This window comes from Bacteroidota bacterium (assembly GCA_041658205.1).
In the GTDB taxonomy this organism is placed as follows: Bacteria; Bacteroidota; Ignavibacteria; order UBA10030; family UBA8401; genus UBA8401.
The window spans coordinates 2,671,951-2,698,827 of record JBBAAO010000001.1 but is presented as its reverse complement, the minus strand read 5'-3'; the positions used below and the strand labels follow the sequence as shown (position 1 = coordinate 2,698,827).

Here is a 26,877-nt window from a genome sequence, read left to right as displayed (position 1 = left end):
CGAAGTCCCAAAGGGACGAGTGAGAAATCTCGTTTTCCAACGTGAATGAAGAACAAGATTTTTCGCTGTGCTCGTAATGACATTGATGAGATATTTTCGAGAAACAAATTGAAAGGAAACCAAGAAAACGGTTTCCTTTTTTGTTATATTACCATATATGTTAAGAATAATCGATCTTCGAAATAAGAAAGCCAATGCTTTTCAATCTGTTGGGGGACCGTCAGGGGATTCGTCAATAGAAAAAACAGTTATTGAAATTCTCCGCCGAGTCCGCAAAGAGGGGGATAAAGCGTTACGAAATTATACAAAAAAGTTTGATGGCATCGAAATAGATTCCATTTCCGTATCCGCAAAAGAAATTGCTGCCGCAGAGAAACATGCCGATAAGAAGTTCGTGAGAATTTTGAAAGAAGCAGCCGCAAACATCAGAAAATTTCATTCAGCGCAGGTTCGCAAACCATTTTTATTGAAAGTTCAACAAAACTCTCAGCTTCGTCAAATATTCCGTCCGATCGAAAAAGTAGGAGTCTATGTCCCTGGCGGAAAAGCAGTGTATCCCTCCACGGTATTGATGAATGTTATTCCTGCCCAGGTAGCGGGAGCAAAAGAAATTCATCTGGTATCACCGCCGGATAAGCAGGGGAATATTCATAGAGATGTGTTACTTGCTGCGTCATTACTTGGAGTACGAAATGTTTATCGAGTTGGCGGTGCTCAAGCGGTAGCTGCACTTGCGTTCGGTACGGATACAATTCCTACCGTAGACAAAATCGTCGGCCCGGGAAACATTTTTGTCGCGACAGCGAAAAAATTAGTCTTTGGAACAGTCGGCATCGATAGTTTTGCCGGTCCTAGTGAAGTGGTCATTCTTGCGGATAATTCCGCCAATCCAACGTTTATTGCAACCGATCTTCTCGCACAATCCGAGCATGACGAGCGGGCAGTTCCAATTCTTGTCACCCCAAGCCATTCACTGGCTGAGAAAGTGAACAGGGAAGTGAAACGTTTACTAGAGAAACTTCCAAGAAAAAATATTCTTGAGATCTCGCTGCGGAATCAGGGAAAAATCTATCTGGTCGCTTCATTGAAACAAGGAATCGCTGTGACAAATGAACTCGCACCTGAGCATTTGGAAATTATCACGACCAATGATGAAAAGGTGCTGAAGCAAATTAAACATGCCGGATCCATCTTCTTAGGGAATTATTCGCCGGTGGCAATCGGTGATTATTTTGCCGGGCCGAATCACGTTTTACCGACAGAAAGGACAGCAAGGTTTTCTTCTCCTCTTTCCGTCGATGACTTCATAAAGAAATCCAGTGTGATACGATATTCGCAAAAACGAATGAGTACAGTTTCTGAAGATGCAGCTTGTTTTGCCGAACACGAAGGATTAACGGCTCATGCGCTTTCGTTGAGAGTAAGGAAAAACTTTAAACGATGACTTTTTTGAAACATATAAAACCATCTATCCAAAAGCTCGAAGCGTACTCCGTTAAAAGCAAACCATTGTCGTCTGACCTGATTAAACTGAATCAAAACGAGAATCCATTTGATTTGCCCGAAGAGATCAAACGGGAACTTGTGGAAGAATTTATCCGACAGCCTTGGAATCGTTATCCCGATGTGTTCCCAACGGAATTGATTGCATCGTTGGCAACGTATCTCAATATGCCAATGGAAAGTATCATTGCGGCAAATGGATCAAATGAATTGATGTATACCGTTCTCATGGCAATTGTATCAAAGGGGACAAAAGTATTAATTCCAACGCCGACATTTTTTCTCTATGAAAAAATCGTTAATGTTTTAGAAGGGCAGTTGATTAGTGTTCCTGCAAAGAGTAATTTATCATTTCATGTTGACCGTATAATTGAAACAGCAAAGGAGGAAAAACCTTCTCTCATCATTTTGAACTCTCCGAATAGTCCGACCGGACAAATGATGTCAATCGAAGAAGTAGAACGGATTATTTCCGAGACGGATGCGATTGTTCTCGTCGATGAAGCATACATTGAATTTGCGGATTTACCCACGGTGTTACCGTTGTTGCAACGTTACGATCGACTTATCATTCTCCGTACATTTTCTAAAGCATTTTCCCTGGCTGGGTTGCGCATCGGATATTTACTGGCTCAACCCGCATTATGTTTAGAGTTATTAAAACCGAAAATCCCATTTACGGTGAATAATTTTTCTTCATCTGTGGCAATCAAATTAATGAAGAATAGTGAATTGATTTTAGAACGAATTCACTATGTGAAACACCAGAAAGATTTTTTGTATCGGGAACTGAGCATTATCGACGAACTTAATGTCTTTTCTTCGCAGACAAATTTTCTTATCTTTACAGTCAAGAAGAATGCTCAAATATTGTTTGATAATTTATTTTCTGAAAATGTATTGATTCGCGATGTGAGTTCGTATCCTCAATTGGAGAATACATTGCGGGTAAACGCCGGAACGGAGAATGAAAACAAAACATTTGTGGCCGCGCTAAAAAAATATGTATGATATGAAGATTCTCCACAATCTGTTAAATTTGGAAATCTTTCAAAATATAGGTGATCAATGAAGATATTAGTTTTTGTGAACCATGTTCCGGATACTGAAACAAAAGTGAAAGTTGGTGCTGATGGTAAGCTGATCGATCAGAACGGTGTCAATTTTATGCTTAGTCCATACGACGAATTTGGAGTTGAAGAAGGACTCAAAACAAAACAACAGTTTGGCGGCGAAGTTGTAGTAGTTTCTCTTGGCGGTGAAACCAATAAGGAAACATTACGCAAGTCGCTTGCAATGGGATGTGATAAAGCAGTGCTGTTAAAAGATGCTTCTATCCGTGATTCGTATTCGGTTGCTCGATCGTTGGCAGATTATGCAAAAGAATATAGTCCCGATATTATTTTCTGTGGTAAACAATCGATCGATTATGACAATTCACAGGTCGGCGGACTGGTAGCGGAAATGCTGGATATCCCTTCGATTTCAGTGGTGGTAAAATTAGAAATAAAGGATGGCAATGTTATAGCCGAGCGTGAGATAGAGGGGGGACATGAAATTGTTCACGCAAAACTCCCGGTGCTCATTAGCGCTCAAAAAGGATTAAACGAACCTCGATATCCTTCGTTGAAAGGTATCATGGACGCGAAACGTAAACCCATTGAAGAAAAAATTCCTAATGCTGTCGCATCCCACGTAGAAGTTGGTATCATGAGCAAACCTCCTGCAAAAGCTCAAGGGAAAATTGTCGGCTCGGATGCCTCCGCTGCAGCAGAACTAGTTCGCTTGTTACGTGAAGAAGCAAAAGTAATTTAATTATTCAATTCAGAAAATATTATTTATGAAAATATTAGCCTTTGCAGAACAACGAAACGGCCAGTTCAAAAAAACAGCGTTTGAAGTTGTAAAAGCAGCGAAAACCATTGCAGATCAATTGAGTGGTGAGGTTGTCGCGGTAGTCATTGGAAATAATGTTGGATCAATTGCCGGTCAGCTGGGTGGATTTGGAGCAGCAAAAGTTGTTGCTGTTGAAGATGCACGTTTGGATTTGTATTCTACTACGGCGTATGCCAAAATTATTGCAGAAGTCGCAACTTCAGAATCTGCTGAAATTATTATTCTTCCCGCAAGTGAAATGGGGAAAGATGTTGCGCCAAGAGTTGTTGTAAAATTGAACGCGGGACTTGCGGCAGGATGCACGGCTCTCACGGTCGAGAATGGATCATTAAAAGCAACACGTCCGGTATATGCAGGAAAAGGTTTAATTGAAGTATCAGTGAAAACGGCAGTCAAGGTCTATTCATTACGTCCCAATATTTTTACCGCGGGGAATTCTGATGGGTCAACGGCTGTTGTTGAAAATAAGAAGATTACATTAAACGAAGCTGATTTTTCTACAATGGTGAAAGAAGTAAAAACTGCGAATGGAAAAAAAGATGTCGCAGAAGCAGATATCATCGTTTCCGGCGGACGGGGATTAAAAGGTCCTGAAAATTTTGCAATGATTGAAGACCTTGCCGGTTCGCTCGGAGCCGCTGTTGGAGCATCGCGAGCCGTTGTAGACGCCGGTTGGAGGCCTCATGATGAACAAGTTGGTCAGACAGGGAAAACAGTTTCTCCGTCCTTGTACGTTGCAGTCGCAATTTCCGGTGCGGTTCAACATCTTGCCGGAATGTCTTCATCAAAATATATTGTTGCGATTAACAAAGATAAAGACGCACCAATCTTTTCTGTCGCCGATTACGGTATTATTGGGGATGCTTTTGAGGTTATCCCAGCAATAACCGCAGAAGTAAAGAAATTACACGGTAAGTGAGATAGATTATTGCACATCGCTTGAGAATTTGATATACTCGCTGTAGAGAAAACAAGGAGAATCATAGTGGAGAAAGTTCAGGTTGACATACTCGGATTATCGACAAGTCCGTCGAGTGCCGGCGCGTATGCATTAATCTTGAAGGAAACGAACGGTAAACGAAAATTGCCGATTATTATTGGTGCATTTGAAGCTCAGTCTATTGCGCTTGAATTGGAAGGGATGAAACCGCCGAGACCGCTCACGCATGACCTTATGAGAAATATTATAGATACATTTGCAGTGTCGTTAAATGAAGTGTGCATTAACGAACTTCGAGACGGAACATTCTACGCAAAATTAACTATTGAAGGTTTGAGTGATACACAGGAGGTTGATTCGCGTCCAAGCGATGCCATTGCTTTAGCTGTGCGATATGGAGCTCCGATCTTTGTCGGTGAAGAGGTGTTGAACGAGGCAGGAGTTGTCTCCGAGGATGATGATGAAGTAGAAGAAACAGGACTCAAAGAAGAAACCACGAAAATCAAACAGCCATTGACAAAACTTGAACTGCTTCAATCATCATTGAAAGAGGCAATTGAAAAAGAAGATTACGAAAAAGCGGCTAAGATAAGAGATGATATCAGGAAATTGGGTATTATGGATTAATAAAAAAACCGCGTGAGCGGTTTTTATTTAACAAGATGTAACATCTCCTGCACAGCTTTTTCTAATCCGACAAATGCTGCTCGAGAAATGATCGAATGTCCGATACTCATTTCATCAATCTGGGGAATTGCTGCAACAGGTGAAACATTCGTGTAATTTAATCCATGTCCTGCATTTACCTCAAGTCCGAGTTGTTTTCCGTATTGAGCAGCAAATGTTATTTCTTTCAACAAACGCTCTAACTCTTCCGTTTTTTTTGCTTCCGCATATTCTCCCGTATGAATTTCAATCATGTCGGACTCAATCTCTTTTGCGGCTTCGATTTGGGCTTTTACCGGATCGATAAAAAGACTAACGGGGATATTCTTTTCGTGAAACTTTTCAATAACACGTCTCAATTTTTCCTTGTAGGTAATAACATTCAGACCCCCTTCGGTAGTAAGTTCCTGCCGTTTTTCCGGTACCAGTGTTACTAAGTCAGGAATAACTCGAAGAGCGATTGATACGATTTCATCTGATGCACCCATTTCCAGATCGAGTTTCGTTTTTACTGTTTCACGTAATGTCCATACGTCGTGGTCTTTAATATGTCGGCGATCTTCACGAAGGTGAACGACAATACCATCTGCTCCTGCATGTTCACATACTTTTGCAGCTGCAACAGGATCGGGTTCTGCTCCCCCTCGTGCATTGCGAAGCGTGGCTATGTGATCAATATTGATGCAAAGTCTCATAAAGTGTTAAAAATTACAAAATTTCAGTGATTATTCAAAGGCGCTTAGCTATTAACCCGTAACTTTTTACAATGAGAATCGTAAAAAATTATTACATTCCAATTGGAGGAAACTATGATTCGTATCTACTCAGTTTTTTTTATTTTTTGTCTCTTTATTTCTATATCTGCTGCACAAATTTCCGAATCTGACAACGATAGCTACGAAGATCGATTTGACCGCACAACGAATGATTTTGAACGATTTGTGGATGGCATTGTTGAGACGATAGAGTCTCAGGTGGATGATATGGTTGATGATCGATCCCAACGGGTAGAATATAATGATGATGAAAGCCTTCAAGACCGAGATAAATCAAATTCAAAAATATCTTCTGATGCCGTAACTTTTAATGGAAATACTGAAATTGTTGAAACGGACACTGTGCAGGGAGACCTCGTTGTGAAAAATGGGACATTAACTGTGCGGGGGACAATTTTGGGTGATGTACTAGTGGTAAATGGTGATATTGAACTCAAAAAGACTTCAAACATTTTGGGAAATGTGCGCGCAATGAACGGAAGCATATCGAAGGATGATGGCGCTTATGTGGAAGGTTACACGGAGCAATCATCGAATTCGAGTACTCGAAAGTACAAACGAAAAAGTACATACCGAACGAAATACTCGTATTCATTTAAACCGTATTTTTGGAACACCGAAAATGTAATTGATGATAATTTCCTCTTCCGATATAATCGCGTAGAAGGACTGTTTCTTGGATTTGGTGCGGAGAAGAAATTTTATTGGGATGGCAGTAAGTCGATCTCTGGTTATGGTTCATTCGGATACGGATTTACCTCGCATAAATGGAGACTGCAATTGGGGCTCGACCGTCAATTTGCTATTTCAGACGAAACACTCTATGAACTTGGCGGTGAAGTGCACAGCTTAACTGATACAAAAGATGAATGGATTATGAATCTTGGGGAAAACAATCTTGCCGCATTATTTTTCAGAGAAGATTTTAGGGACTATTATCAACGTGAAGGATATTCACTTCATAGTGCGCGATATACCAAAGATGGAGATGTTTCCACTATGGTGGATGTAAGGTTTTTGAATGATCGATATGCATCATTGAATAGTGGTGCACGTTGGGCTGTATTTGGCGGGAGCACTTTTCGAAGTAATCCTTTAGTGAATACCGGGACAATGAAAAGTGTAACTTTGAGTGCAGGATTAAGTACTGTAGAAAAATACCGATATCATTCGGAAGGCTGGAATCTATTTTTGCGCAGTGAATATGGTGGCAACGAACTGGGTGGCGATTTTGATTTCACGCAAGCGATTGTTGATGTTCGCAGATTTCAACCGGCTTTTGATGATGATCAAATTAATATACGGTTTCGAGCAGGAGCACTGGAGGGTGCACCAATTGCCCAAAAAATGTTCGAACTCGGTGGAGCCAACACTATTCCTGCGTATGGTTTTAAAGAATTTAACGGAAACAGAATGTTGTTGACAAATCTTGAATATCGATTTAGCGGAGATTTGATTGATGAGATATTTTTTTGGCCCAGTTTCTTAAATCTAATAGCTTTTGGAGATGTCGGCACGGTTGCAAATGTCAAAACGTCGTTAGCAGTGTATGATGGATTTGATTCAATAAAATCATCGCAGATAAAATCTGATTACGGTTTTGCTATCTCCTGGCATGATGGAGATGCACGATTAGGATTTGCCTGGAGAACAGATAAACATGCACCTGCAGCAATTTTCTTTCGATTGAATAGATCTTTTTAGTTGGAAAAAATAATGAAACGAAAAACCCTCTGAGCTTATTCAGAGGGTTTTTCGTTTTAAAGTGTCTTATATCATTTGTCACATTATGGAAGAATAAGATGTCCCTTATTTTCTAACGACATATTGAATCTTTTCGGGATTTTGTTGTACAATTTTTACATTCTCTGGTCCAACAATATTCGGTTGAATCATTCCACTCGTATCTAAAAGTATCGATTTGTAATCGATGAATGCATAAAAATCTTTTCCTGAAAGATTGGCGATATTATTGACACCAGATCGGATAATAATGGATATTTTCGGCGGGATAAGAACGACATTTCGTTTATCAGGCACCTGAACTATTTCTATCGGAACATCATCGATAGTTTTTTCGGCAATTGGCTGGACATCAAAATTAATAATGACATTGGAAATGGAACGCGATATTTCGAATTTCAGGGAATCCTTTAATCCAATATTCATGGAAATTGGGATATTGATATCATGAAGAATAATAGTTTCTGTTTGCCAGTATTGGATTTTATTAAGCAGCGATTTTGCACCGGTTAATAGAACGCTATCGGGTGTTGTTTTCACCGTACCGACTAATCCAAAACCATTTCGAAACGAAGCATTCACCATTCCCGTGATGGGGACCTTTTTAGTAACCTTATCGTCTAATTGTACATTAATCGACTCAGGTGTGGTTCCAAAAATATATATGTCATTGGAAATATTGACATGTTCATTCAGATCCTTTGATGTTAAGAGAATATTTGTTTTCGGTAAAACAGCAAAATCAATAGTGTAATACAAGTTAGGTGAAATCAAGATATTGAGCAGTTGCCATCCGTTTCCTTGAATGTTAAAACCGATTGAGGGGGGGATAGGAGAAGCAATAGCTTGGTCTGGGGGTAAGTTTTCAATCTTTATTGGTACGACAGTAAAAAATTTGAATTGATTGCCGAGATTGATCGATATCCATACTAAAGATGCAAATATCAGAGAAAAAAGTATTATTGGAAATTTTCGTTCTTTCATAATGGAAATATAACCAGTGAGTATAGTATATACAATGTTCAAATTCATTTATTTTTTGTAACTCTCCCAATTTTATCCTATTTTCATTAAATACTTAAAAAAATCAAATTATACCAAAGCGGGAATATGGCATCAATCAAAAAAGAAAAACCTTCTAAGCTATTGCAGAATGCGCCTGCTATTCCATTGAAATATCAACACGCTGCGGCAATTACTGTCATTTTCCTTTCGTTAGTTATTTTCTTCCATGAACTGGTATTTGACGGTAAAGTATTTGTGGCGGCAGATAGTATTGCTTCCAAAAGTTTTCATACGCTTGTCAGCGATGCTGCCAAAGAAGGGATTTTTCCGCTTTGGAATCCTTATATTTTTTGTGGAATGCCGGGTTATGCAAGTCTAAGTGTTCATGGTGATCGATATTTTGATGTGACTGCTCTTGTTGTGAACCGTGCGGCTGTTTATTTTGGGCATATTTTGAATAATCCAGACATCGGATGGGAACTGCTCTATTACTTAATATTCGGTATTGGTATTTATTGGTTCGTTTTTGATAAGCTTAAGAATAAAATAGCTGCACTCATTGCAGCATTGGGAGTCATGCACTCTACGTTCATCGTTATCTTGATCATTGTTGGTCACATGACCAAGGTTCCAGTTATCGCTTTCTTTCCTTTCATTTTTATAATTCTGGAACGACTACGAGAAAAATTTAATATCGTGCTCTCTTTGGTTTTGATTATTCTGATTCACTTAATGTTGATTCCAAGTCATATGCAGATGATTTTCTACTGCTATTTTGCGTTTGGGTTATATTATTTATTCTTTTTTGTACGTGCAATTATTTATAAGGAAAATTGGCAAGGTATAATTCGCTCGGCGTCTATATTTGCGGTAGCAACGGGTTTGGCCTTTGCTATGACCGGTGACCAGTACCTTTCTACTCTGGAATATTCCAAGTATTCTATTCGCGGATCTGATCCGATTATCCGATCTCAACAATCTCAAGAAAAAGCTCCTTCCAATGGCGGTCTTGATTACGACTATGCAACCAATTGGTCATTTTCTCCAAGTGAGATGTTGACATTTTTTATCCCATCTTCTCATGGATTCGGATGGTTTTCGTATCGAGGCGTATTAACTCAGAATCAAGAGACCAGACTCAACACGTATTTTGGAAATATGCCGTTTACAGATGCACCGCAATATATGGGCATAGTCATCATCGTTTTAGCTGGTATTGGATTTTGGAGAAATAAAAAAGACCCGTTCGTACAATACACAGCGTTATTGATCGTCATATCTCTCTTCATTTCGTTTGGGAAAGAGTTTTCGTTGTTCTATGATTTGATGTTCAACTATTTTCCAATGTTCAATAAGTTTCGGATTCCTTCAATGATCTTAATCCTTGTGCAGATTATGATTCCGATTCTATCTGCGTACGGATTTATGTCGTTAATTGGCGACGGTGATGAAAAAAATCTTCAACGAAAAAAAATATTCGAATATATTTTAGTCGGAATAGGAGTTTTACTTATTGCTTCGGTTGTAACAAAAGACATCTTCCTTTCAATCTATGATATGTTTTTTCCACGGCAAGAGATTATGCAATCTCTTGCACGGTCTTATAACCAGACTGTTGTGGGCGAGCTGTATAAAGTGATTGCAGGAATGATATCGAGTGATATCACATATGCTTTATTGTTCCTTCTTATCTCATTAGGGTCATTATATCTATATCAATCAAAAAAGATTAAATACTCGTTAGTTGCTTTGGTAGTAGTTGCAGTAATGCTGCTGGATTTGTGGAGAGTCAATTATAAACCAATGGATCCAAAGCCACACACAGATTCTCAAGATGTGTTTGCAACACCAAAATATGTTTCATTTATTAAACGGGATACTACGTTATACCGTACGTTGGAGTTTGAACAAGGTCAACCACCTTATAACAATACCCTGGCGTATTGGAGAATACAAAGTGCTTATGGTTATCAGGGTGTAAAAATGCGACAGATTCAAGATATGTTTGATGTTGCGGGATTGGGAAATCCGCTGGTTTGGGGATTAATGAATGTCAAATATATTTTGTCTGATCGACTTGATTCAAATCAAATCTTGCAACCGGTTTTTAGTTCTGAAGGGAAGTATGTTTTATATAATCGATCAGTATTACCGCGTGCCTTTTTTGTGAATCGTTATGAAGTTGCTAAAGGATTGGATATTCTTCAAAAAATAAAAGAGATGAACTTTGATCCACAAGAAGTCGCGTTTTTTATGGATGATTTAAAGCTGGCTATTGATGCACCGCAAGCGGGTGCAGAAGCCACCTATACTCATTTTGGTATTCAGGACATAGCATTGCGTGTAAAAGCGACTGGGAACAATCTTCTTTTTCTTAGTGAATCATGGTATCCTGCAGGCTGGAAAGCGTTTATTGATGGGCATGAAACTCCAATCCATCGAATTAATTATATGTTTCGAGGAGTCGTTGTTCCTGTCGGCGAGCATTCACTGACAATGAAATTTGAACCAGTGGGATTTGTATTGGGAAAACAGTTGAGTTTATGGACAAATATAATCATTGTAGGATTGGTTGGATTTTTTTCATTTCGTCGGATGAGGACAAGAAAAAAACAAAACCTAATAAATGAATAACTATCAGCACGGCTTCCAAAATAATTATTTATCCAATAGTGTTTGGTTGCTAGTTGAAAAAATTTCAAGGATAGTTTCTGGATTATTTGTTGGAGTGCTAGTCACTCGGTATCTTGGTCCGGACCAGTTTGGTTTAATTAGTTACGCACTAAATGTTGTTGCAATTTTTACGATAGCGTCTACGCTTGGATTAGATGGAATTGTGGTTAGAGAGTTACTTATCCGAAAGGATAAAAAAAACAGCATTTTGGGAACAACATTTTTTCTAAAATTAATTGGATCGGTGATTGCAATTATTTGTGCGGTAACCTATTCTAGTTTCCATGACTCTCAAGAAAAAATACTAATTGTCTTTATTGTCGGATTATCTCTTCTATTCCAGTCTTTTCAAACTATTGATTTTTATTTTCAATCACGTGTAAAAACAAAATATACCGCAATAAATCAATTAATTACTCAATCTATTTCAGCTCTTGTGAAGATTGCACTAATTGTATTGCACGGAAGCGTTGAATGGTTTGCAGCCGTTTTGGTAATAGATGCAATCATATATGCAATATTTTCAATATATTTTTATAGCAAACAAAAAGAATCATTAACATCATGGAAATTTAATTTTTTAGAAACAAAACTTTTGCTTCGGTTCTCTTTGCCGATGATAATCGCTGGGTTTGCACAATTGCTTTATCAAAAAGCTGATCAAGTATTAATTTTGCATTATTTAAATAATTTAAACTTTGTTGGTCAATATGCTGCTGCAATTCGTATCAGCGAGGCATTTTATTTTATTCCAATAGCCATTAGCACAGCAGTATTTCCAGGAATTATAAATAATAGGGAAAATGTTCAATTGCAATACAATCGTTTTATTCAACTATGTTCTTTGCTTGTTTGGATGTCAATAGGTATTTCGGTTGCAGGTTTTTTGTGTGGTGATTGGATCATTTCTTTATTGTATGCAGAAAAATTCAATCTTTCTTCATTAGTATTTAAGATTCATATTTGGTCAATGTACCCTGTATTTTTTGGGACAGCGTATGGGATGTGGTTAGTTGCAGCAAACAGACAAAGAATTCTCTTGGTTGCTCAAGTGATTAATCTATTCACATTTTTAATATTGAATAGTATTCTCATACCTAAATATGGAATTGATGGTGCGGCTATATCAATTGTTGTTGGATCGTATAGCGGTTTAATCGTGTTATGTATACTCGATATTACCAGAAACCCATTTGTTGTTTTGGTAAAATGTTGGCATCCAAGACATTTGATTGATATTTATCGTTATATACTTATGCAATATAAAGTATCGAAATAATTAAAATATGTTGAGTCAAAAATTGTATTTTAATAAATAGTGAATGTTTAAATTTTGTTATTGAAGGTGAATTGTGTCATGAAATACATATTCAAAAAAATATTCAATAAATTTGGTTATTCAGATGTACCACAATATACACAATCGGATTTCGAATCAGATTTTTTATCATTGGCAAAATCGTGTTTACCTTATACAATGACTTCCCCTGAAAGACTCTATGCTATTTATAAGAGTATAGAATACATCGCAAAAAATAAACTTGAAGGTGATATTGTAGAGTGTGGTGTGTGGAGAGGTGGAAGTATTATGTGTGCTTTACAGTCCTTAGTATTGTTTAATGACAAATATCGAGATATATATTTATATGATACATTTGAGGGGATGAGCCTGCCTTCAGAAAAAGATGTTGACTTAAATGGTATACCTGCTAATCATTTACTTGCAAAAAGGAAAAAAAGTCCGGAAGATATTATTTGGGCTTTTGCGCCGTTAGAAGAAGTTAAAAAAAATATTAGCCAGACCAGTTACCCTATTGAACGTATACATTTTGTCAAAGGGAAAGTAGAAGAAACAATTCCTGTGACTCTTCCCGAAAAAATATCTATGCTACGATTAGATACTGATTGGTACGATTCTACATATCACGAACTTGTTCATTTATTTCCACGATTAATTAAGGGCGGGGTGTTAATTATTGACGACTATGGTCATTGGAAAGGTGCAAAGGAAGCAGTAGATCAGTATGTAGAAGAAAATCATCTCCGGGTTTTGCTGAATAGAATCGATTACACTGGACGCATCTTAATTAAACAATAGTATAATAGATATGCTACTTGAAGAATCTTATTGGTTTAGCTATGTAATAAAAAAATATGTTGTGCAGAACTCTGTTGTTCTAAATATAGGATCTAGCACCTCAGAATTTATTGAACGGTACCAACCCTATATTCAAGAAAATCTTCTTAATTTATTACATTCAAAATCCTGCATCATAAAAAATATTGATCTTAAAGCAGATGAAGGTGTTGATTTGGTTGGTGATATTGTTGATCCAAATTTTGTGAACCAATTGAAAAAATACGATTCGGATGTCATTATTTGTTCAAACGTATTAGAACACATTACCGATAAAAAAATATTTTGTGACTCTCTTTGCAAGATATTGTCAAAAAAAACAATTGTTTTAGTCTCCGTCCCATATAAATTTCCTTACCATCCTGATCCTATTGATACAGAATACCGTCCTGATTTTGAACAGCTTAAAAATGCATTTCCTTTATTGCAATGCATTGAAGGTAAGGAAGTTGATTGTGGTTGGTATTTTTCCTATGTGAATAGCCAGTTTTCTCTGGTTTCGAAATGCGTTAATTTAGTCAAAGCAATCATAGTTCTTTTATTTTCTGCTATTACTATAAACAAGCCAAAACTGAATGAAGTTTTATGGAATTTTAAGAAAATATCGGCTACCTGTGGTGTCTTTCGATTACCTACTAATGAATAATATCATACATATTGCGTGTGCAGCAGATAATAGTTATGCTCAACATCTGGGGGTGATGATAACCTCTTTGTGTGAAAATAACAGAGACCAAAAACTTCATATTCATTTTTTTTCTGTTGATTTTAGTCCAGATAATCTTCAAAGTGTCCGGAAATTATTAAATCAATATAATATGGTTTTTTCCTTCCATCCCATTCATCCTAACGATGTGGAAGGTTTCTTTATCAGTCATCATGTTTCAACAGCAACCTATTATAGGCTGCTAATGCCTTCCATATTGTCAAATAATATTGAAAAACTTCTTTACCTTGACGCAGATATGATCATAACAAAATCTGTTATTGATTTGTGGAAAACAAACGTTGATGACCACATTATAGCTGCAATTCAAGAGCCAACATTTAATCACAATGAAAGACTTGGGTTATTTTCTAATTCATTGTACTTCAATGCAGGAGTGCTCTTAATAAATCTTAAAGCGTGGCGCAAAAATAATATTACGTCATTACTCGTTGATTACATAAGGAAACAAAATGCTAAATTATTGTTTTGGGATCAGGATGCTTTGAATGCCATTCTCTTTGCAAGTTGGCTCCCTATAAAACCTAAATGGAATCAACAATCAGCATTTTGGGAGAAAGATATTAATACATTATTGCAGTGTTATTCCCCAAATGATCTCTTGGAAGCGCTTAATGATCCGTGTATAATTCATTATACTGGTTCGTCAAAGCCTTGGGACTATCTTAGTTGCCATCCCCGAAAACATATTTATTGGAAATATCTTCGAATAAGTAATTGGAGAGAATTTCGATATCCCAATATTTCAATTATTGATAGGGTTAAAAAAATAATTTTATTCCTATTTTCACCGTTTACGAAAAGGAAAATATTGATTTATTTTCATTTAGGAATTTAAACAATTACAATGGAGAAATAGTTATTATTTATACTCCCATCCTTTTTTTAATCTTTAACCGACCCCAATCTACTGCTAAAGTATTTCAACGGATCCGCGAAATTCGACCGAAATATCTTTATGTCTCCGCAGATGGTCCAAGGACTAACAAAGAAAACGAAAAAACACTTTGCGATACTACTCGGAAAATCATTGAAAAAGTAGATTGGGAATGTGAAGTAAAAACCCGTTTTAGCGAGATTAATTTAGGATGCAAAGTTGGTGTAAGTTCTGGGATCAATTGGTTCTTTGAGCATGAAGAGGAAGGAATAATTCTTGAAGATGATTGTTTGCCTGATCCAAGTTTTTTTCAGTTTTGCGAGAAAATGTTGCAGCACTATCGCAATGATGAAATCGTTATGCATATCGGAGGGACAAATTTTCAAGATGGAATTATTCGAGGGGATGCAAGTTATTATTTTTCAGCTATTACTCATGTGTGGGGATGGGCAACATGGCGAAGAGCATGGGAAAAATATGATGTTTCTATCCCAACTTTTCCGGATATGATGAAGAATCACCAATTTGATAAAATATTTCCGGATGAGAAGGCAAAAAGATTTTGGTTGAAAAATTTCGATTTAGTGTATGCCAATAACAAAGACACTTGGGATATTCAATGGATGTATACTGTAAGTACCAATAATGGTTTAACGATAATTCCCAATAATAATTTAGTTTCAAATGTAGGATTTGATTTGGGTGCTACACACACATTTAACCATTCAGACCCGATGGCAAACCGTCCGACAGTACCTCTACATGTCATCACCCATCCCAAAGGTATAACTGTGGATTTAGTAGCAGATAACTATACTTATGCTAAATACTTGAATCCCAATAAATTCCGTAAATTATTGAGACTCCTTCGCCAATACACTTGAAGTCTTTTAGTATAAAGGAAAAACAAGAATGATTTGTAAGATTTGTGGAACAGCAGTCGAAAAATTATTTCGTAAAAAAATCTTGCAAAAATATGATGTTGATTATTTTCAATGCCCACGGTGTAAGTTTATTCAAACCGAAGAACCTCACTGGTTAAAAGAGGCGTATGAAAATTCTATTAACATTGAAGATACCGGATTAGTACAACGAAATTTATTATTCTCGAAAAGAACAAGTATCTTACTCTACAGTTTATTTGATCGTAAGGCAAAGTTCCTTGATTATGGTGGGGGATATGGACTGTTCGTTCGTTTGATGCGTGATTATGGATTTGATTTCTTCTGGAAGGATCCTTTTACTGATAACATTTTTGCTCGAGGCTTTGAACATATAGACGGGTTGGATCAACAATATGAGGCAGTAACATCATTTGAATGCTTTGAGCATTTCCTGGACCCGCAAAAAGAATTAGAAACAATGCTTTCATTTTCGGACTCTATCATTTTTTCCACGGAAACGTTTGATCATAATGCACCGCTGCCGGACAACTGGGAATATTATTATTTTTCTCACGGACAACACATTGCTCTCTATTCGTTAGAATCTTTACAGTTTATGGCAAAAAAAAATCAGAGAAATTTCTATACAAATGGCAAAAGTTTTCATATGATCACTTCCAAGCGTATTAATAATTCTATTTTTAATATTTTACTTAAGGTTTCTTTGGTTGGTATCCCTTCGTTCATAAAAGTGGCATTAGGAAGTAAAACCAAATCGGATTCTTTGTATTCTCAAAATCAACGGATCTCGCTTTAAAAAAAATTAACTATGAATGTACTGTTTGATCACCAAGTATTTTCATTTCAGGAATATGGCGGTATTTCTCGATATTATTCGAGACTTTTGAAAATCTTTTCTCAAAATGCTTCTATTCAAGCCGACCTAATAGTTAAGTTTTCCAACAATGCTTATCTCCATGAGGTCGGCAATTTTAATCCAACACCTTTCTTCGGTAAATACCGTTTTAAAGGTCGGAATGAAATTATCCGTGTCTTGAATCAATTATATTTTAAAAAAGAATACGCTAAACGTCCCCCGCCGGATATATTTCACCCGACATATTATCACCAATATTTTTTGAACGATATTGGCGCCGTGCCATTTGTTTTGACGATTTACGATATGGCTCATGAAATATATCCGGGATCATTTCATCCATTTGATTTTACGATTAAAAACAAAAAAGCATTAGCTAAAAAAGCTGCCCGTATTATTGCTATATCCGAGTATACTAAAAAAGACATCGTAAGAATTCTTGAGATTCCTGAATCCTCTATTGATGTAATCCCTTTGGCGACTGATATCGTTGTGAATGCGTCAATGATGTTATCATTTCCTCCCCCAAAAGAATTCATTCTTTATGTCGGAGCAAGAAATACATACAAGAATTTTATGTTTTTTTTACGTTCAATGAAGTCTATCATGAAGGATTCACACAACCTTTTTGTAATATGTGCTGGTGGAGGAACATTTTCTTTGCAAGAGCAGAAAAATATTGAACAATTGGGATTGTCTAAAAATATCCGTCAAATAAATGTAAGCGATGAGTCACTTGCATTGTTGTACTCTAAAGCCAAAGCATTTGTATATCCTTCATTGTATGAAGGATTTGGAATTCCGATCGTTGAAGCATTCACCTGTGGCGCTCCCGTTATCTTAAGTAATAGAAGTTCTCTGCCGGAAGTTGGCGGAGAAGCCGCGGCTTATTTTGAACCAGATAATAATGAGAGTCTAGAAATTGTTGTAAGAAGTATTCTAAATAATCCCGAAACTAGAAATGAAATGGTGCAGAAAGGATTCGAAAGAGCAAAAATGTTTTCCTGGAACAATACTGCGGAAAAAACAATTGAGACATATAAAAAGGTTTTGCAACATCGATAAATCATCTATTGCAATACATCTTTAGTTTATTTGCGTAGAGAGAGGTGGGTGAATATAAAAACTAAACCATAATACATCACTACGCCGGTCGGAAAAGCAAAAATACATCACGCAACTTATTCCCTCATATTTGCTCACCCTAATGATTGAATTGTACCGAATACATCTAACTGTAACATAATATAAATTTGTAATAGATCGATAGGGATTGGTGATTGATGAAAGAGAAACTCACCTATACGAAGAAAAGGTATATAAAGAAGCAGTTGAAGTGGGTATGAAAAATAATTGATGAGTTGTACGGCAGGCATGTTTAATCGAAATACCAATGGACAATTGTGCAAAGCAATGTTGTAGAACCCAATCACTGGAAATATCCCCAATATAAAACCTAAAACTATGCAGAGCGATAGTTTTTTAGGCGTCAGTCCTTGTTTAAAAAAAATCAATTAAGGGTAAAACAATCGTTTTATTGAAGATTTTTTTTTGCCGTATTGTTTTCTTCTATCATGTGCCTAATATTTCTAATGAATAACTGATGTTACGCACATGCTTATTAATGAAAGAATATTTCATCCCTGACGGGACTTGAAAATTGATTTGCTTGATCTCCTAAAAATATCTTGTCCCTACCGGGACAACGGAATAAACGAATTAATTCATTATTTTATCGGTTTTAAGATGCGCCGTAGGCGCGTAATATTTGTAGTACATTACGATTTCCAAATTGAGAGTCCCTTTAGGTCGACGACTCGACTCGTCGAGGACGAGATAAGAAGAATTTTCAGTCTTTGCATAACATCAGTGAATAATTGCAAAATATCGTTCAATTAAACCCATCAATTTGTTGTTTGTAGAAATTTCAAAATCTTCCATTACTTTCCCCCTAAATTTGCGTAAAAAAGGCCATTCTTTCTTGGCAGATATGTTGCAATTCTTAATAGCATCAATACAAGAAAGGATCGTTATGAACACATTTTTTATCCCCCAAATAAAGCCGATTTTCCCGCAATCTTCGGTACGTATTCATGATGAAGAAAAAGAACGAATTATGGATAGAGTATATAACAGCCCTGTTTTTCAGGAATTTATTAAACAGTGGGGTGATGCAATGGCAAAACATGAGGAAAATGTAAAGTCAACGCAATAAATTTTCTCAATAGTTATTACAAACATTCAATAAGAAGAGAGAATTTTTTAACATACTATTCTAGGGGGCTAGAATGAGACAAAAAAAGGATACACGATATAGAGGTCCTCTTCTACATTTGAAAGATATCAAAAAAAATATCTTTCTTGAACAAATCAGAGCTAATGAACACTTCCAAAATTTTATTCGTCAATGGAAATTTGAAATGGTCAAATTTGAGCGTGACCATAATTTTCAAAAATAAATTATTACGTTTACTGTTTAATTTACTCCTTCATTAGATTAGCAGCGAAATCCCTGCTACAATAATCACAAATCCTACCAAATCAAGCAACAGTCCATACCGGATCATTTTACCGAGCGGAACATATCCGGAACTGTAAACAATCGCATTGGTTGGCGTAGAAATTGGGAGCATAAAGCCAAGTGATGCTGCCATCGTTGCAGCAATCGCTGCTTGAAAAGCAGAATGCTGTGCCAAAACAATTACCAGCGGAACAATCATATTTGCCGACGATACATTTGATGTCAATTCACTCGTAACGGTAGCAAGTGCGGATGTTATTGCTAATAATCCTATACCATCAGTTGGGATAAATCCGGCTAGCTGTGAACCGATAATTTCTGCAAGTTTTGTTTCAAAAACCATTTGTCCTAATGTAATTCCCCCTCCGTATAAAGCAAGTACGCCCCAATCTATTTGTACAGCGTGTGAAATATTCATGACATATTTCTTTTTTCCTTCATTTTTGGACTGCGCCGGAAGAAAGAACAATAACACAGCACCGATCAGTGCAACGACACTCTCGGGAAGCTGTTTTGAATATGCTACTGTTACAGGATGTGTATCGCCAATTGTCAGCGCAAATATACCCGGGAGTATCCACAATAGTACGGTAACACCGAATGCGATGAGTGTATTACGTTCTGCAACAGAAAGTGCGCCGAGTTTTTTTTGTTCTTGTTCGAGCAAATCATGGAGTCCTTCAATGTGTGTTTTTCCAACTCCGCAAAAATAATTGAGATACAAGAAAAGAGCGAGATACATGACAATGACAATCGGCATGGCAAATGCCACCCATTCAAAAAAAGCGATGTGACGACCTAATTGTCTTTCAATGAAGCCGATGCCAATAAGATTTGTCGGTGTACCCACCGGTGTTGCAAGTCCCCCAACGGAAGATGCAAATGCGCACATTAACATCATTCCAGTAGCATACTCTTCGCGGACTCGGTTTCCTTCCTTTGAATACAGCATGGAAATTATTGCTAATCCGATTGGAAACATCATTGCTGTTGTTGCAGTATTGGAAATCCACATGGAAATGGTACAACACACTGCACCATAAGCAAACATGATCCGGCTTGGATTACCATTGACCAATTTCATTGTTAATACGGTGTAAGCAAATCGTTTGTCCAATCCATGAAGTTGTATCGCTTTTGCCAAAATAAATGCGCCGATAAATAAAAACATGATGGGATCTGCAAATGGGGAAAACGCTTTTTGTGCAGAGGTGATTCCAAGAACGATTAACAAAACGGGGACAAGTAATCCGGTAATATACAGCGGGAGAGCTTCCGTAAGCCAAAGAATAACAATCAAACTTACTAGTGCTGCAAGTGAATGCGTCTGTTCATTGAGTATGGATATAGGTAAGAAATAAATAATAAGAAAAATTATCGGCGCAATAATAAGACCAGAACGGCGTCGGAGGATTTCAAATCGCTCTTCGATGAGTGAAATTTTTTCTTTTATCATAGAATTAAAAGAGTTGCTTTTTTACACTTATACCCCAATCAATAATCGATCGGCTAGCTTTTGAGGCAAACCGGCATCTAGAATATTTGTGCGAGCTTTTTCGATATCATATTCCACTCGAATAAAATTTGCAGTAAACTGTTCTGTGTCGTATACAACAAAACAAGAACGCCGATCCCCATCTCTTGGTTGACCAACGCTGCCAACATTTACGATGTATCGCTTATCCAACATTAATTGATCGGTAATCCCATCTTCGCAAAAAATTTCAGGTCGGTGTGTATGTCCTATATAACAAATTTGCTCAGTAAATGCGTGAAAACTTTCTGCAGCGTCTTCTTGATCGAACAGATAGCGAAAATTTTCCGGTGAATCTGGAGAGCCATGCACAAACAGAGCACTGTATTCTTTAATGCTAAAATTCAAGCTGGCAAGAAAATTCTTGTTTGCTGTTGAAATAACGGATTGAGTCCAGAGAACACCTCTTCGTGCAGTCTCGCTGAAATTTTCAATAGGAATTTCTCCAATAACAGCTTTATCATGATTTCCGACAACAGAGGGAATCTTCCGTGATTGTATCAATTCAATACACTCATTCGGATTTGCTCCATATCCGACAATGTCTCCCAAACAAATAATCTCGCGGATGTCCATTAAATCAATTGTTGAAAAGACAGATTGCAATGCTTGTAAGTTTCCGTGAATATCCGACAGAATCGCAATTTTCATACGGTAAATGTAATAATATTTTTTGGAAGATGAATGACAATCTTTGGGATGAGACAAAAATTTCGTAGTTTGATGCAACGAACTATTTGAGAAAGATCATGAACAAAACTCTGATTTCAAGACTAAAAAAAATTAAACTGATTGCAATGGATGTTGATGGTGTCCTTACAGATTCCGGAGCATACTATTCCGAGAATGGAATAGAATTAAAGAAATTTTCTATTCGCGATGGAATGGGAATGATGTTATTGAAGAAAGCCGGATATACAATTGCTCTTGTTACCACGGAGAACACTAAAATTGTCGAAAAGCGAGCTGAACGCTTAAAGGTGGACGAACTTCATCAAGGCGTTATAAATAAAAAGGAAACGATTGAACTACTCATGAAAAAATATTCGTTGGAATGGAACGAGATTGCGTTCATTGGGGACGATATTAATGACATTCCTGTCTTAAAAAAAGTTGGCTTTGCTGCAACACCGGCAGACGCAACCGCAATTAACAAAAAAATTGCACATTATATCACGAAAACAAATGGAGGGAATGGTTGCGTTCGTGAAGTATGTGATTTATTTATTTCATTGAAATGGAAAGATGATGCGGTAACGGATTTATGGCTTACCAAATAGCCTTTAATGAATAATGTACTTTTCATATCGTATTTTTGGCCCCCTTCCGGAAAAGCATCGCTGCATTGGCCGTTATTCATTATCAAGCATTTGCCAAAACTTGCTTGGATGCCGAGTGTGTTAACCGTAGATGAGGATTCATTTTCACACGTTGATAATAGTTTGATGAGTGAAATTGATACAAATATCAAAGTGGTTAAGACTGCTGCAAACGAACCGTTCAACATGTACCGAAAATTCCTTGGAAAGAAATCTGATTCTCCTCTTGTGGCGTCTGAAACAATCTCGCTGACTAATACCGATTGGAAACACAAACTGTCCATATGGATTAGGATGAACCTATTCGTCCCGGATGCAAGGATCGGATGGTATTTTTCAGCATTAAGTGGCGGAGAAATGCTGATCAAATCTGAAAAACCAAAAGCAATCGTGTCAATTGGTCCGCCACATAGTTCTCACTTGATCGGGAAAAAATTAGGCAAACGATATGGTATTCCTCATATTCCCGTTTTGATTGATCCTTGGGTAGATATTGTGTACTACAAGGATTTTAAACGAAGTGCTTTAACGCTTGCAATTGATAACTATTTTGAAAAATCTACATTTCGATCTGCCCAGCAGATAATTTTTGTTACAAAGAGTGCTCAGGAAGATTATATCAAAAAATATTCCTGGATTAAAGAGAAATCCCATGTTCTTTATTGGGGATATAATGAAGAGAATTTTTCAATGCAAGCATCTTCATCTCCTGCAGAAGTTGTTTTGCACGCTGGAAACATCTTTGATTATCAAAATCCAAAAGGATTATGGAAAAACATACGGTACGAGATTAGCCAAGGGAGAAATTTACGAATTAGATTTGTTGGCACCGTAAGTCCTGATATTAAAAAGGCAATCTCAGATTCAGGATTAGATGATTACACGGAGTACTTGGGATTTCTTCCTTACCAGGATGTATTAAAAGAAATGATGAATGCTAAATATCTGCTTGTGTGCGCAACGGAAAAACGTCACGTTCCAGGAAAATTGTTCGAATATCTTCGCACAGGGAATAAGATTATAGCGTTTGGAGATGATAACAAAGAGGTAGATGGAATACTCTCTCAGGCAAATGCAGGAATTTTACTTCCTTATCAGTATGATAAAAATGATATTTTTGAACGACTAAAACATCTTACACCCAAACCAGAATTAGCAAAACAATATAGCAGGGAAGCGATAGCTGAACAGTTGGTAAAGATCTTAAATTCGTCTATTTGATCCGTTTTTTGAATGTTTACTGCTCAAAGAAACTAGTCTTGCAAGCCAACCGATATTTTCGTAAATTTCAAGTAATTTGTGAAGAAAAGGCTGTAATAGTTATATAATATCTATGCTATTACTATAAAGTGTGACGGGGAAAAACAATTGTGAACCTCAATAATGGGGTCAGTTTTATTATTAAGAAACTTGACAAGCGAAAGAACTTGTTTGTATTGTGAAAGGTTATTGATGTAAATGAAAAAGGAAATTTTGATTAATTCCGTCGGGAATGAGATCCGAATCGCCATCACCGAAGAGTCGAAATTGGCGGAATTATTTGTAGAAACACCCGAAAAAGAACGGATGGTTGGTGATATATACTTTGGCAAAGTTGCCAAGGTAATGCCGGGGATTCAAGCTGCATTTATTGATATTGGGCTTCCTCAAGATGCATTTCTCCATTTTTCTGACATCAGCGATGTTCAGGATGAATACAATGCGATGTTGGATGATGAAGACGATGATGAAGAAGGAGATGAACATCAAGAAAACGGATCTGCTCCCGCAGTAGCAAAGCCAAGACCGGAAAAGAAACCTCGCGAAGAACGTCGTAAACAGGTAAATCTTCAAAAAGGACAAGAAATTATTGTTCAAGTGACAAAAGAACCGGTTGCAAAAAAAGGGGTCAGGGTAACATCGCAAGTTTCGTTGCCAGGACGATTTCTCGTTCTTCTGCCATTTGATGGTAAAGTTGGTATTTCCAAAAAGATCAGCAGTTTCCGCGAACGCCGTCGGTTGCGCCGATTAGTCAGGAGCATTCTTCCACAAGGATTTGGGGTCATTGTCCGGACAAATGCTGAAAACCAAGATGAGAAATTATTTCTAAACGATCTTGAATCGCTTCTTGTTTCATGGCGTGAAATTGAAAAGAGTGCAAAAGAAGAACAACCCCCTTCATTGATCTATAAGGATATGGCCACAACATCCAGCGTGATCCGTGATCTGTTCAGTGAACAGGTCGAACGGGTCGTTACGGATGATAAAAAACTTTTCAAAGAGATCAAATCGTACGTGAAAGTATTCTCACCGGAAATGGCAGATCGCGTAGAATTTTACGGAAAACGGGAACCGATCTTTGATGCATTCGGAATTGAAAAAGAAATTGCGACACTTCTTGCTCGTAAAGTGTGGCTGAAACATGGCGGATATATTATTGTAGAGCAGACAGAAGCAATGGTTGTTATTGACGTGAACAGCGGACGCTACGCTGCGAGCAAAGAGCAGGAAGAAAATTCACTTCGCACTAACCTTGAAGCAGCGCGTGAGATTTCCCGCCAAATCCGATTACGCGATCTCGGCGGGATCATCGTAATAGACTTCATTGATATGCTGGATGATAGAAATAAGAAAAAAGTCTATGACGAAATGAAGAAAGAGTTTAAGCGAGATCGTTCGAAACACACGATTCTTCCGCTGACCGATTTTTGTATTATGCAGATCACCCGTCAGCGTCAACGACAAAGTGTTATTCATAGTTTCACCGAACCATGTCCAGTCTGCGGTGGAACTGGAATGATTCAATCAAAAACGACAATATTAAGCCATATTGAACGCTGGCTGCGCCGGTATCGTGCAGAAGGAAAAGAGTTTCGACTACATTTACGGGTCCATCCAAGCATGGCCGAATATATTACAACCGGATTTTTCAACCGTAAATGGCAGATGCGATTAAACTTCTTTAAATGGATTACCATCGAAGAAGATAAATCCCTTCCGATCGACGAATTTAGATTTATTTCTATAAAACAAGACAAAGATATTACCCCGGAATTTTTAAATTAGGAGAACGGAATGAAATTTTTTATTGATACCGCAAATCTTGCCGAGATTAAAGAAGCAAATGATCTCGGTGTGCTTGACGGTGTAACGACAAATCCATCGCTTGTTGCAAAGGAAGGAAAAGAATTTATTCCGCTGCTGAAAGAAATCTGTGCCGTTGTGAACGGACCGATCAGTGCAGAAGTGGTGTCGATGGATTTTGCCGGGATGATGAAAGAAGGAAAAGAGCTTGCAAAAATTCATGACAATATTGTTATCAAGCTTCCGTTGATCAAAGACGGATTGAAAGCAGCAAAAGCGTTTCATACTGAAGGTATCAGAACAAATGTGACGCTTTGTTTTTCCGCGAATCAAGCGTTGCTTGCTGCGAAAGCAGGCGCAACATATATCAGTCCATTTGTTGGACGTCTTGATGATATCAGCACGGATGGAATGCAATTGATTGAACAGATTGTGACGATCTATAACAACTACGGATTTGAGACGGAAGTTCTTGTTGCCAGTGTCCGTCATCCTATTCATGTGATGCAAGCTGCACTCATGGGTGCGCACGTTTGTACCATGCCACTCAAAGTGATCGATCAGTTGATTAAACATCCATTGACAGATATCGGACTTGAAAAATTTCTTGCTGATTGGAAAAAAGGACAAGCAAAATGAAACGTACACCATTTTTTGAAATTCACCAAAAAGCCGGAGCAAAAATAGTACCTTTCGGCGGATTTGAAATGCCCGTACAATATGCCGGCATTATGGATGAGCACAAGAAAGTGCGAAATGCTGTCGGTGTTTTTGATGTTTCCCATATGGGTGAATTTTTTGCAAAAGGAAGTAATGCACTATCTTTCTTGCAAAAGATTACTGTTAATGATGTTTCGAAACTGGTTCCAGGAAAAGCCCAATATTCAGCCATGTGTTACGACAATGGCGGTATTGTTGACGATCTGCTCATTTATATGCTGGCAGAAAATTCTTATATGATTGTTGTCAATGCGTCAAACATCGACAAGGATTGGAAATGGATGAAAGAACATTGCCCGTCCGATGTTTCATTTGAAAACAAAAGCGATGGAACAGCACTGCTAGCGGTTCAAGGGCCAAAATCACTTGAGACAATGCAGAAATTGACCTCGGTGAATCTTTCGACAATTTCGTATTATCATTTTGTCCAGGGAAATCTAGCCGGTGTTGATATGACTATTTCCCGAACCGGTTATACGGGTGAAATGGGATTTGAAGTCTATTTTGATGTGAAATATTCCGAAAAAATTTGGAACGCGATATTTGATGCTGGAAAAGAATTTGGAATTGCACCAATCGGGTTGGGAGCGCGTGACACACTTCGTTTGGAAATGGGATATTGTTTATATGGAAATGATATAGACCAAACGACTAATCCGATTGAAGGTGGATTAGGATGGATTACAAAATTGGCAAAAGGTGATTTCATTGCAAAACCTGTCCTTGAGAAGGCAAAATCAGAAGGCCCAAAAAAGAAATTAGTTGGAATGATGCTGCAGGAAAAAGCTGTCCCCCGACATGGTTATCCGTTGTTGGTAAACGGCGCAAACGTGGGGGTTGTAACAAGCGGAACATTCTCCCCGTCGCTTGAAAAAGGTATTGCGATGGGATATGTGAATGCTCCTTTTGCAGAGACAGGAAGTAAGATTCAAATCGATGTGCGGGGAAAATTTATCGATGCAACGATCGTTGCTTTGCCGTTTTTGAAAAAATAATTGCTGCGGCAGTTCGGGGGA

At 37.5% G+C, this 26,877-nt stretch carries 24 protein-coding genes; 20 read left to right on the top strand and 4 right to left on the bottom strand.

The genetic code is table 11. From position 1 onward, the window contains the following. Positions 1-157: 157 nt before the first annotated feature. From hisD to WDA22_11115, 5 genes are all read left to right on the top strand, one after another. Positions 158-1,444, top strand: coding sequence for a histidinol dehydrogenase (gene hisD / locus WDA22_11135; GenBank protein MFA5834017.1), 1,287 nt, complete (start codon positions 158-160; stop codon positions 1,442-1,444). 5 nt (positions 1,445-1,449) lie between these two features. Further along, entirely contained in the window at positions 1,450-2,514 is a 1,065-nt protein-coding gene (gene hisC / locus WDA22_11130; protein ID MFA5834016.1) for a histidinol-phosphate transaminase, read from the top strand. Between the two features lie 57 nt (positions 2,515-2,571). Beyond that, the gene (locus WDA22_11125) at positions 2,572-3,318 is read left to right on the top strand and encodes an electron transfer flavoprotein subunit beta/FixA family protein (GenBank protein ID MFA5834015.1); all 747 of its coding nucleotides are present in this window, start codon (positions 2,572-2,574) and stop codon (positions 3,316-3,318) included. Between the two features lie 25 nt (positions 3,319-3,343). Then, positions 3,344-4,318, top strand: a complete 975-nt coding sequence (locus WDA22_11120; GenBank protein MFA5834014.1) for an electron transfer flavoprotein subunit alpha/FixB family protein — start codon at positions 3,344-3,346, stop codon at positions 4,316-4,318. A 66-nt stretch (positions 4,319-4,384) separates the two neighbouring features. Then, on the top strand, positions 4,385-4,966 hold the full coding sequence (locus WDA22_11115; protein MFA5834013.1) for a bifunctional nuclease domain-containing protein: 582 nt from the start codon (positions 4,385-4,387) through the stop codon (positions 4,964-4,966). A 23-nt stretch (positions 4,967-4,989) separates the two neighbouring features. On the opposite strand, the gene WDA22_11110 is transcribed toward WDA22_11115, so the two are convergent. Next, on the bottom strand, positions 4,990-5,700 hold the full coding sequence (locus tag WDA22_11110) for a pyridoxine 5'-phosphate synthase (protein ID MFA5834012.1): 711 nt from the start codon (positions 5,698-5,700) through the stop codon (positions 4,990-4,992). Between the two features lie 114 nt (positions 5,701-5,814). Here WDA22_11110 and WDA22_11105 point away from each other — a divergent pair, with 114 nt between their 5' ends. Continuing rightward, entirely contained in the window at positions 5,815-7,485 is a 1,671-nt protein-coding gene (locus WDA22_11105) for a hypothetical protein (GenBank protein ID MFA5834011.1), read from the top strand. A gap of 105 nt (positions 7,486-7,590) precedes the next feature. Here WDA22_11105 and WDA22_11100 read toward each other — a convergent pair whose 3' ends face one another. After that, on the bottom strand, positions 7,591-8,508 hold the full coding sequence (locus WDA22_11100) for a hypothetical protein (GenBank protein ID MFA5834010.1): 918 nt from the start codon (positions 8,506-8,508) through the stop codon (positions 7,591-7,593). Between the two features lie 126 nt (positions 8,509-8,634). Between WDA22_11100 and WDA22_11095 the strand changes: the two genes are divergently transcribed. The 9 genes from WDA22_11095 (at position 8,635) to WDA22_11055 (ending at position 18,919) form a co-directional block, all read left to right on the top strand. Then, positions 8,635-11,163, top strand: coding sequence for a YfhO family protein (locus tag WDA22_11095; protein MFA5834009.1), 2,529 nt, complete (start codon positions 8,635-8,637; stop codon positions 11,161-11,163). Further along, entirely contained in the window at positions 11,156-12,481 is a 1,326-nt protein-coding gene (locus tag WDA22_11090) for a flippase (protein MFA5834008.1), read from the top strand. The genes WDA22_11095 and WDA22_11090 overlap by 8 nt, the downstream gene beginning before the upstream one ends. Before the next feature lie 78 nt (positions 12,482-12,559). Further along, positions 12,560-13,300 carry a TylF/MycF/NovP-related O-methyltransferase gene (locus WDA22_11085; GenBank protein ID MFA5834007.1) on the top strand — a complete coding sequence of 247 codons (741 nt, stop codon included), beginning with the start codon at positions 12,560-12,562 and terminating at the stop codon, positions 13,298-13,300. A gap of 10 nt (positions 13,301-13,310) precedes the next feature. Beyond that, the gene (locus WDA22_11080; GenBank protein ID MFA5834006.1) at positions 13,311-13,985 is read left to right on the top strand and encodes a hypothetical protein; all 675 of its coding nucleotides are present in this window, start codon (positions 13,311-13,313) and stop codon (positions 13,983-13,985) included. Beyond that, positions 13,978-14,904, top strand: coding sequence for a glycosyltransferase family 8 protein (locus tag WDA22_11075; protein ID MFA5834005.1), 927 nt, complete (start codon positions 13,978-13,980; stop codon positions 14,902-14,904). The genes WDA22_11080 and WDA22_11075 overlap by 8 nt, the downstream gene beginning before the upstream one ends. Positions 14,905-15,233: 329 nt before the next feature. Further along, a complete protein-coding gene (locus tag WDA22_11070) occupies positions 15,234-15,827 on the top strand; it encodes a hypothetical protein (GenBank protein ID MFA5834004.1) in 594 nt (197 codons plus the stop codon). A gap of 28 nt (positions 15,828-15,855) precedes the next feature. Next, positions 15,856-16,644, top strand: coding sequence for a class I SAM-dependent methyltransferase (locus WDA22_11065; protein ID MFA5834003.1), 789 nt, complete (start codon positions 15,856-15,858; stop codon positions 16,642-16,644). Positions 16,645-16,656: 12 nt separating this feature from the next. Further along, entirely contained in the window at positions 16,657-17,769 is a 1,113-nt protein-coding gene (locus WDA22_11060) for a glycosyltransferase family 1 protein (GenBank protein ID MFA5834002.1), read from the top strand. 967 nt (positions 17,770-18,736) lie between these two features. Next, the gene (locus WDA22_11055; protein ID MFA5834001.1) at positions 18,737-18,919 is read left to right on the top strand and encodes a hypothetical protein; all 183 of its coding nucleotides are present in this window, start codon (positions 18,737-18,739) and stop codon (positions 18,917-18,919) included. Positions 18,920-19,196: 277 nt separating this feature from the next. Here WDA22_11055 and WDA22_11050 read toward each other — a convergent pair whose 3' ends face one another. Together WDA22_11050 and WDA22_11045 are read right to left on the bottom strand one after the other, a co-directional pair. Next, complete coding sequence (locus WDA22_11050) at positions 19,197-20,681, bottom strand: DASS family sodium-coupled anion symporter (protein MFA5834000.1); 1,485 nt, start codon at positions 20,679-20,681, stop codon at positions 19,197-19,199. A gap of 27 nt (positions 20,682-20,708) precedes the next feature. Continuing rightward, positions 20,709-21,410 (bottom strand): metallophosphoesterase family protein, encoded by a 702-nt coding sequence (locus WDA22_11045; protein ID MFA5833999.1) that lies wholly within the window; start codon positions 21,408-21,410, stop codon positions 20,709-20,711. 86 nt (positions 21,411-21,496) lie between these two features. Between WDA22_11045 and WDA22_11040 the strand changes: the two genes are divergently transcribed. The 5 genes from WDA22_11040 to gcvT all read left to right on the top strand — a co-directional run bounded on the left by WDA22_11040 (position 21,497) and on the right by gcvT (position 26,856). Continuing rightward, positions 21,497-22,039 carry an HAD-IIIA family hydrolase gene (locus WDA22_11040; protein ID MFA5833998.1) on the top strand — a complete coding sequence of 181 codons (543 nt, stop codon included), beginning with the start codon at positions 21,497-21,499 and terminating at the stop codon, positions 22,037-22,039. Positions 22,040-22,045: 6 nt separating this feature from the next. Beyond that, positions 22,046-23,299 carry a glycosyltransferase gene (locus WDA22_11035; GenBank protein MFA5833997.1) on the top strand — a complete coding sequence of 418 codons (1,254 nt, stop codon included), beginning with the start codon at positions 22,046-22,048 and terminating at the stop codon, positions 23,297-23,299. A 237-nt stretch (positions 23,300-23,536) separates the two neighbouring features. After that, entirely contained in the window at positions 23,537-25,123 is a 1,587-nt protein-coding gene (locus tag WDA22_11030; GenBank protein MFA5833996.1) for an Rne/Rng family ribonuclease, read from the top strand. A 9-nt stretch (positions 25,124-25,132) separates the two neighbouring features. After that, the gene (fsa, locus tag WDA22_11025; protein ID MFA5833995.1) at positions 25,133-25,780 is read left to right on the top strand and encodes a fructose-6-phosphate aldolase; all 648 of its coding nucleotides are present in this window, start codon (positions 25,133-25,135) and stop codon (positions 25,778-25,780) included. After that, positions 25,777-26,856 (top strand): glycine cleavage system aminomethyltransferase GcvT, encoded by a 1,080-nt coding sequence (gcvT, locus tag WDA22_11020; protein ID MFA5833994.1) that lies wholly within the window; start codon positions 25,777-25,779, stop codon positions 26,854-26,856. Before fsa ends, gcvT begins: the two co-directional genes overlap by 4 nt. The last annotated feature ends 21 nt before the right edge of the window (positions 26,857-26,877 follow it).